Here is an 8,198-nt window from a genome sequence, read left to right as displayed (position 1 = left end):
CAGAGCCGGAAGAGCGGACGGAAGCAGCCGCCGAGGATCACCACGCTGGGGTTGAAGATGTTCACGACTGCGGCCAGGCCACGGCCCAGCTCGGTGGCGATCGGGCGCAGCTCGCGCGCCGGTGTGGTCATCTCGTCCAGCGTGGCACCGAGTCGCGCGGCCTGGTCGACGGGGACCCTGAGCGCCTGCGCGATGGCGTGGGCGCCGACCACGGTCTCCCAGCAGCCGCGGCTCCCGCAGTGGCACGGGATCCCGCCCGGGGCATGGCAGAGGTGCCCGACCTCGCCGGCGTAGCCGGCCACGCCTTCGAGCCGGTGGCCGCCGGTGATGACTCCGGCACCGACACCGACGTTGCCCGAGAGGAAGACCAGGTCGTCGATCTTCTGCGCGGCACCGCGCCGGTGCTCGGACAGCGCGCCGAGGTCCGCGTCGTTGCCGAGCGCGATGGGTACGTCGAGGGCCAGCGCCGCAAGGACGATCGACCCGAACGAGACGTCGTGCCAGTTGAGGTTCGGGGCGTGCCGGATCAGGCCGTCGCTGCGTCGTACCAGACCGGGGACGGCGACGCCGATGCCGAGCAGCGGCGCATCAGCGGGGGAGAGGGCGACGACCTGGCGGATCAGGGCGGCGACGGTCGCACCCACCTGCCACGCCTCCGTCTCCTCCGGGATCGGCGCGCTCGCGCGCTGGCCGACACGTCCGCCCAGCCCGACGCAGGCCACGGTCGCCTGGTCGACGCCGAGGTCGACCGCGACGACGTACGGACCGTCGTCCCGGATCCGTACGCCGGCCGAGGGTCGCCCGGCGCCACGGCGTTCGGTCGCGGGGCTGGCGTGCTCGATCAGGCCGAGCGTGTCGAGCTCGCCCACCAGGCCGGCGATCGTCGAGCGGTTCAGGCCCATCCGGCCCGTCAGGTCGGCCCGCGACAGCTCGCTGGCGTCGTGGACGTGGCGCAGGAGGGTCCCGAGATTGTGGCGCCGGACGGCTTCCTGGTTGGTCCCCGTCCCGCGCTGTGCCCCCGCCATGCCTAGACCCCGGTCGCCGAGCGACGGCGGCGCGAGACGGCGTCCACGCTCGCGGCCAGCAGCAGCACGCCGCCGGTCACGATGAAGTTGATGTAGCTGGCCTGGTCGAGCAGCCCGAGCCCGTTGGGGATGGTGGCGATCACCAGTCCACCGATGACGGCGTCGATGGCGCGACCCCGACCACCGAACAGGCTGGTGCCGCCGATCACGGCCGCGCCCACGGCGTACAGCAGCTCGTTGCCGCCGCCGGATCCCGGCGAGACCTTGCCGGTGTACGACGCCGCGAGGATGCCGGACACCGCAGCCATGCCGGAGCAGATGACGAAGGCAGCGATCTTCATCCGCGTGACGTTGATGCCGGCGCGACGCGCTGCCTCGGCGTTGCCGCCGACGGCGTACAGGTGGCGTCCGAAACGGGTGCGGGTCAGCACGAAGGTCCACAGGAGCAGCAGGGCAATGACCACGGGGGCGACCCAGGGGATGCCGCTGATGTTGAAGATGGCGGGGTTGACCGCGCGGTTCTGGCTGAGGAGCGCGGTGAGCCCGAGCACCACCACGGCGAAGGCGACGATCTGGACGCCCACCAGCGCCATCGGCTTGTGCACCAGTCCCTTGGCCACCCGGGAGCGGTGCTGCCAGAGCGTCAGGCCGGCGAAGCCGAGCACGAGCACCACCGCCGCGACCCACCCCACGCCGACGGGCACGTTCTTGATCGAGAGTCCCCGCAGCACCTCGTCGTTGAAGCGGAGCGAGCCGCCCGAGCCGATCAGCTTCAGGGGGACTGCCTGCAGGGCGAGGAAGAACGCGAGGGTGACCACGAAGGACGGGATCCCGAGAAGGGACACCAGGACACCGATGGCGAGTCCGATGAGGGCACCCACCGCGATGCCGGCCAGTACGGCGCCCCACCAGGGCCAGCCGTGGTCGAGGATGACCAGGGCGGTGATGGTCGCCGAGGCGCCGCCGGCGACGCCGGCGGACAGGTCGATCTCGCCGAGCAGCAGGACGAAGACCAGTCCCATGGCCAGGACGCAGATGGAGGCGGACTGGATGACCAGGTTGGTCAGGTTGTACGTCGTCAGGAACTTGTCGTGCGACAGCGCGAACACCGTGAACAGCACGGCGAGCCCGAGCAGCGCGGGCAGGGAGCCCATGTCGCCGCCGCGCAGGCGGTTGACGTAGTCGCGGGCGGCATCGCCGATGGTGGCGGCGCTGCGGCCGTCGCCGGTGAAGTCGGACTCGGGGAGACCGGGGCCGGGGGCGTAGGGGGCAGGGGTCGTGGACTGGGCGCTCATCGCACTCCTCCTCAGATCGTCGCCGCGGCGACGTCGCGAATGCCGAGATCGCCGGAGCGTCCGGCGGTGATCAGTTCGACGACCTGGTTGTGCGTCACGCTCGAGGTCGGTACGTCGGCGGCGACCCGCCCGAGGTAGAGCGCCGTGATCCGGTCGGCCACCTCGAAGACGTCGTTCATGTTGTGCGAGATCAGCACGACGCCCAGGCCACGGTCGGCGAGGCGCCGGACCAGGTCGAGCACCTGCCGGGTCTGGGCGACCCCGAGCGCAGCGGTCGGCTCGTCGAGGAGCACGATCCGGGAGTTCCAGAGCACGGCCTTGGCGATCGCCACTGTCTGGCGTTGACCACCGGAAAGGCTGGCCACGCTCTGGCGCACGGACTTGACGGTGCGCACGGAGAGCGAGGCGAGGGTCTCGCGGGCGCGGTCCTCCATCGACATGTCGTCCAGGACCAGGCCCTTGCGGGTCTCCCGGCCGAGGAACATGTTCTGCACGATGTCGAGGTTGTCGCACAGTGCGAGGTCCTGGTAGACGACCTCGATCCCGAGGGCTGCGACGTCACGGGGATTGCTGACGTGGACGGGCGTTCCCTCGAAGAGGTAGTCGCCGCTGTCGCGGCCGTAGATGCCCGCGATCACCTTGACCAGGGTCGACTTGCCGGCGCCGTTGTCTCCGACGAGTGCGGTGACCTGCCCGGGGTAGACCGCGAAGTCGACGTCATGCAGGACGTGCACCACCCCGAAGCTCTTGTTCACACCGCGCAGCTCCAGCAGGGGCTGCGGGCCGGGTTCGGCGTACTCGTTGCTCATCACGGCCCTCCATTGGGCTGAAGATTGTTGTTCGGTCCAACGAACTTTGTCGGACCGGGAGGCCCCGCGCCAGCACCTGGGTGCCGGCGCGGGGACCGGTGGGGGGTCAGGACAGGCCGGCGGCCTTGCAGGCGTCGGCGAAGTCGGCGGTGCAGACGTCGGCGAGCTTCTGGCCGCCGTCGTCGATCACGTCGCCGACGTTGTCCTTGGTGATGGCCTTCGGCTCCAGCAGGATCGAGGGCACCTCGCGGCCGCTCTCCGAGTCCTTCGTGGTGCCGGTGGTCTCGGCGTCCTTGCCGCTGGCCAGGGCGATCGCGGCCTCGGCGAGGGCATTGGCTTCCTGCGTCGCCGACTTGTAGACCGTCATGCACTGGGTGCCGGCGAGGATGTTCTGCAGGCCCTCGACCGTCGCGTCCTGCCCGGTCACGGGCACCTTGCCGGCGAGCCCGTTGCCCTCGAGGATCGAGATGACCGCGCCGCCGAGACCGTCGTTGGCCGCCAGCACGCCGTCGACCTTGCCGTCGGCCTGGGTGTAGAGCTGCTGGAAGATCACCGCAGCCTCCTCGTTGTCCCACTCGGGAACGGCCTGCTCGCCGACCTTCTTGTAGGACGTGATCTTGTCCAGGACGCTGTGCGCGCCCGCTGAGAACAGCGTGGCGTTGTTGTCCGTCGGGGAGCCGTTGAGGTAGATGATGTTGGCGTCCTTGTCGCCGAGGCAGTCGGCCAGGCCCTGGCCCTGCAGCTCGCCGACGACGGTGTTGTCGAAGGAGACGTAGTACTCGGCCGAGCCCTCGAGGGTGAGCCGGTCGTAGTCGATCGTGGCGACGCCCTGCGACTTCGCCTTCTCCTGGATGGCCGCACCCGAGGCGGAGTCGAGGTTGACGATGGCCAGCACGGTGACGCCGTCGGCGATCATCGAGTCGGCGATCTGGGCCATCTTCTCCGCGTCGCCCTCGGCGTTCTGGATGCTGTACTCGACCCCGGCCGCCTTGAAGGCGGTCTCGAGGGCGGGACGGTCGGCGCTCTCCCAGCGGACCGACGACTCCGTGTCGGGGAGGATCACGCCGATCTTGCCCTCGATGGCGTCCTTGTCGCCGGCCGAGTCCGTGCCGTCGTCCGATCCACAGGCCGAGAGGGAGAGGGCGAGCCCGAGTCCCGCAGCCACTACCGCGAAGTGCGTGCGCTTCACATCAACCGCCTCCTAAGCGATGCCGGCTCGATGGCGTCGTCGGTCGGCGCGCACGTGCCAGTCATATGTTGTTCCAAACAACATATGGAGTGATCGACGTCACGTCCAGAGGTCGACGGCATTCTTTTCCTGCGACATGCCGACTTTCTCAGTTCCGGGCTCCGTTCGCCGATGGCTGGAGTGTCCGATCCGGCGGAATCCGTCCGCGAGGGGAGAGCATGGCGACGACGGCGACGCGGCGAATGAGCGTTGACCAGGTCGAGCACGCCCTCGACAACGGCCACCTCCAGGTCCACTACCAGCCCTGCTACGACCTGCGGACCGGCGAGATCGTCGCCGTCGAGGCGCTCGCGCGGATCAGGGACCCGGCCAGTGGCGTGGTCCACGCACCCGACGCATTCCTCGGCGTGGCCGAGCAGACCGGGCTGGTCACCCGGCTCGATGCGATGGTCTTCGCGATGGCCGCGCAACAAGTGGCGCGCTGGAGGGCCCAGCCCGGCGGAGCGCGGCTCTGCCTGGCCATCAATCTGTCCGCGGCCGATCTCGACGACCCAGACCTGGCCGATCGGTTCGTGCGCGTCGCGGCCCGCGCCGGCCTGCCCCTCGACGCCGTCATCGTCGAGCTGACCGAGACCCTGCTGTCCCGGACCGGCCGCGGACACGAACAGGTCCTGTCGACCCTGGCCGACCTGGGCTGCAACATCACGCTCGATGACTTCGGCACCGGGAACGCGAGCTTCGACTACCTGCGGCGCTTCCGGGTCGATGGCATCAAGGTGGATCGCTCCTTCGTGCAGTTCCTCGGCACCGGTGGGCCGCAGGAGCGGATGGCTGAGTCACTGCTGAGGTTCTGCCTCTCGCTGGGGGTCCATGTCGTCGCCGAGGGAATCGAACGGCCCGAGCAGGTGGCGGCCCTGCGGCGCCTCGGTTGTGCGCTCGGGCAGGGCTTCTTGATGAGCCGGCCGCTGGACGCGATCACGTTCGAGGCCCTGATGGCCGTCGAGGGCGGCGCCTCGAGCGCGCTGGCCCATCCGGTTGCTGCGGTCACCCTGCAGGACGTGTCGGTACGACGCCCGTCCCGTCGATTCGCCTCCCTGGACCGGGCAGCGACCACTGCGTTGGCGGCCCTGGTCTGCGTGGCCCTCATCGCCATCGCGGTGATCGCCACCGCTGACCGTCGGGCGAGCCAGGCGTCCCTCGGTGCCTCCGTGCAGCAGAGACTGACCGCGGTCGATGCGCTGGCGGCCCGGCAGGTCGACGTACAGCTCGGAGGACTGCGCGACGTGGTCGCCGCGTATGCCCGCAACGACGAGGTGCGGCGCGCCCTGAGTGACCGGGACCCCGGGCTCATCAGTGCCTCGCTGGCCGCCCTGGGATCGGCCACCACGGGTGTCTTCAGTTCTTCGCTCTATGACGCCTCGGGCAACCTGATCGACCTCGCACCCAAGCCGGACCCGAGCCTGGTGGGTCGCAACTTCGCCTACCGCGACTGGTACGTCGGCGCTCGCCATGCGGAGGGCGCTTACGTGTCCGAGGCCTTCCAGCTGCTGGCGCCGGGTCGCCCCTGGGCGCTCGCCGTGGCGGCCGCCGTCCGGGCAGGCAACGGGAGGATCTCCGGGTACGTCGTCGCGACGATGACGCTGACGGCACTGCAGGAGCAGCTCGATGACGTGCTGGACCACCACGGCATCAGCGTCACGTTGGTCGACGGCCGGGGCACCACCCTGGCGGCGCCCGATGACCGGATCGGGCTGCCCACGAGCGACCCGCGTCTCGCTGGACGACGCGAGGACTCCAGCAACCCGGGGGACGACACCGTCTGGGCAGTGCACGAGGTGGCGGCGATCGGCGGCTGGCTGCTGGCCGAGCAACCCGGTGCGGCGGCGCTCGGCTCCCGTGACGGCGAGCTCAGCACCGGCGTCCTGCTCGTGGTCGTCGGTGCTGCGCTGGTGGCGGTGCTCCTGTGGCTGGCGGCCGATCGGCGCCGGCGTCGGTTGAAGTCCGACCTGCGGGACGCGAACGACTGGTTGATGTCGATCATGACGGCCACGCCCACTCCGCTGGTGATCACCGACAGCTCCGACCAGGTCCGCCTGGCCAACCCCGCGGCGGGTGCCCTGTGGGCGGTGCCGCTCGAGCTGCTCGTCGGCCAGGACCTCACTCGCTGGTTGCCGACGCGTGACCACCCGGAGATCGAGGGCGGCGGATTCCACGCACGGATCGTCGATGCGAGGGGCGACGTGCGCCTGGTGGACGTTCGAACGCAGGAGGTCGGAGGCCCTCGCGGTGAGCTGATGTACCTCCACGCGCTGGTCGACGTGACGCCGCACCGCCAGGAGCAGGACCGGTTGCGCGCGGAGGGACGTGTCGACCCACTGACCGGAGTCGGCAATCGGCTGGACCTGGACGAGGCGCTTGCGGCGGCCCTGGCGCCGGGCGGGTCGACGTACGCGCTGGTCATGCTCGACCTGGACGGCTTCAAGGGTGTCAACGACCTGCTGGGACATGCCGTGGGCGACAGCCTGTTGTGCGCGGTGGCGCAGTCGCTGATCGAGGGGACTGCGCGACAGGACCGCGTCACCCGGATCGGCGGTGACGAGTTCATGCTGGTGGTGCACGTGGACCATCCGGCGCAGTGCTCCGGGCTCGCGGCCCGGCTGCGCGGCGTCGTGCAGCGCGCGATCGACGCCCACCCGTCCTCGGGCCACGTCCGGGTCGGCGTCAGCGTGGGCGCGGTGCTGGTGGCCGACGACACGGATGCCACCGAGCTGATGCGCCGTGCAGACCAGCGGATGTACGAAGCGAAGCGGACCGGGCGTGCGTCCGGCCGCCCTCACCGGACGGTCGGGACTCCGTAGAGGGTCGTCCGCTCGCGAACGGTCCGGTCGATGCCCGCGCCGATCTCGACGAGTTCGGCGACGGTCTTCGCGCTGCCGTGCTCGGAGCCGGCCATCCGGGAGATGGTCTCCTCCATGAGGGTGCCGCCGAGGTCGTTGGCGCCGGCGTTGAGCATCGCGCGGGTGCCGTCGACGCCGAGCTTGACCCAGGAGGTCTGGATGTTGCGGATCCGGCCGTGCAGCAGGATGCGGGCCATCGCGTGGACCGCGAGGTTGTCGCGCAGGGTCGGACCCGGACGCGCGACGCCGGCGAGGTAGATCGGTGCGGAGGTGTGCACGAACGGCAGCGGCACGAATTCGGTGAACCCGGTCCCGCCGTTCTCGAACGCCGTGTCCTGGATGCCCTTGAGGACGTTGAGGTGGCCGACCCAGTGCCGCGGGTTGTCGACGTGGCCGTACATCATCGTCGAGGTCGTGGGCAGGCCGATGCGGTGCGCGGTCGAGACGATCTCGACCCAGGTGCGGGTCGGGAGCTTGCCCTTGGTCAGCACCCAGCGGACCTCGTCGTCCAGGATCTCCGCGGCGGTGCCGGGCAACGACCCGAGGCCGGACTCGCGGGCCTTGATCAGGAAGTCCTCGATCGACAGGCCGGTGCGGGCGGTGCCGTTGACGACCTCCATCGGCGAGAACGCGTGCACGTGCATCTCGGGCACCCGCTGCTTCACGGCAGCAGCGATGTCGAAGTACGCCGTCGCGGGCAGCTCGGGGTCGATGCCGCCCTGCATGCAGACCTCGGTCGCGCCGAGGTCCCACGCCTCCTGGGCGCGGTCGGCGACCTCGTCGTAGGACAGGGAGTAGGCGTCGGCGTCGGTCTTGCGCTGGGCGAACGCGCAGAAGCGGCAGCCGACGTAACAGACGTTGGTGAAGTTGATGTTCCGGTTGACGACGTAGGTGACCTCGTCACCGACCGTCTCCTTGCGGAGGTGGTCGGCCAGCGCGACGACCTCGCGGAGCAGGTCGCCCTCGGCGGTCATCAGGGTCAG

At 70.2% G+C, this 8,198-nt stretch carries 6 protein-coding genes; 1 reads left to right on the top strand and 5 read right to left on the bottom strand.

Going from position 1 to position 8,198, the window contains the following annotated elements; translation table 11 throughout:
* The 4 genes from ACOADB_RS00865 to ACOADB_RS00850 all read right to left on the bottom strand — a co-directional run.
* Window positions 1-1,025 (bottom strand): ROK family transcriptional regulator (locus tag ACOADB_RS00865; RefSeq protein WP_378596034.1); only part of this gene is annotated, 1,025 nt, incomplete at its 3' end.
* Window positions 1,026-1,027: 2 nt separating this feature from the next.
* On the bottom strand, window positions 1,028-2,320 hold the full coding sequence (locus ACOADB_RS00860; protein ID WP_378596033.1) for a sugar ABC transporter permease: 1,293 nt from the start codon (window positions 2,318-2,320) through the stop codon (window positions 1,028-1,030).
* An 11-nt stretch (window positions 2,321-2,331) separates the two neighbouring features.
* The gene (locus ACOADB_RS00855) at window positions 2,332-3,129 is read right to left on the bottom strand and encodes an ATP-binding cassette domain-containing protein (RefSeq protein WP_378596032.1); all 798 of its coding nucleotides are present in this window, start codon (window positions 3,127-3,129) and stop codon (window positions 2,332-2,334) included.
* 106 nt (window positions 3,130-3,235) lie between these two features.
* Window positions 3,236-4,318, bottom strand: coding sequence for a sugar ABC transporter substrate-binding protein (locus ACOADB_RS00850; RefSeq protein ID WP_378596031.1), 1,083 nt, complete (start codon window positions 4,316-4,318; stop codon window positions 3,236-3,238).
* 242 nt (window positions 4,319-4,560) lie between these two features.
* On the opposite strand from ACOADB_RS00850, the gene ACOADB_RS00845 reads away from it, so the two are divergent.
* Window positions 4,561-7,176, top strand: coding sequence for an EAL domain-containing protein (locus tag ACOADB_RS00845; RefSeq protein ID WP_378596030.1), 2,616 nt, complete (start codon window positions 4,561-4,563; stop codon window positions 7,174-7,176).
* Here ACOADB_RS00845 and cofH read toward each other — a convergent pair.
* Window positions 7,152-8,198, bottom strand: a 1,047-nt coding sequence (gene cofH / locus ACOADB_RS00840; protein WP_378596029.1) for a 5-amino-6-(D-ribitylamino)uracil--L-tyrosine 4-hydroxyphenyl transferase CofH, incomplete at its 5' end; no start/stop codon positions are given. The two genes, ACOADB_RS00845 and cofH, sit on opposite strands and share 25 nt — an antisense overlap.

The organism is Nocardioides sp. CPCC 206348 (assembly GCF_048654705.1).
Classification (GTDB): domain Bacteria; phylum Actinomycetota; class Actinomycetes; order Propionibacteriales; family Nocardioidaceae; genus Nocardioides.
This window is presented reverse-complemented; position numbering and strand designations above follow the sequence as displayed.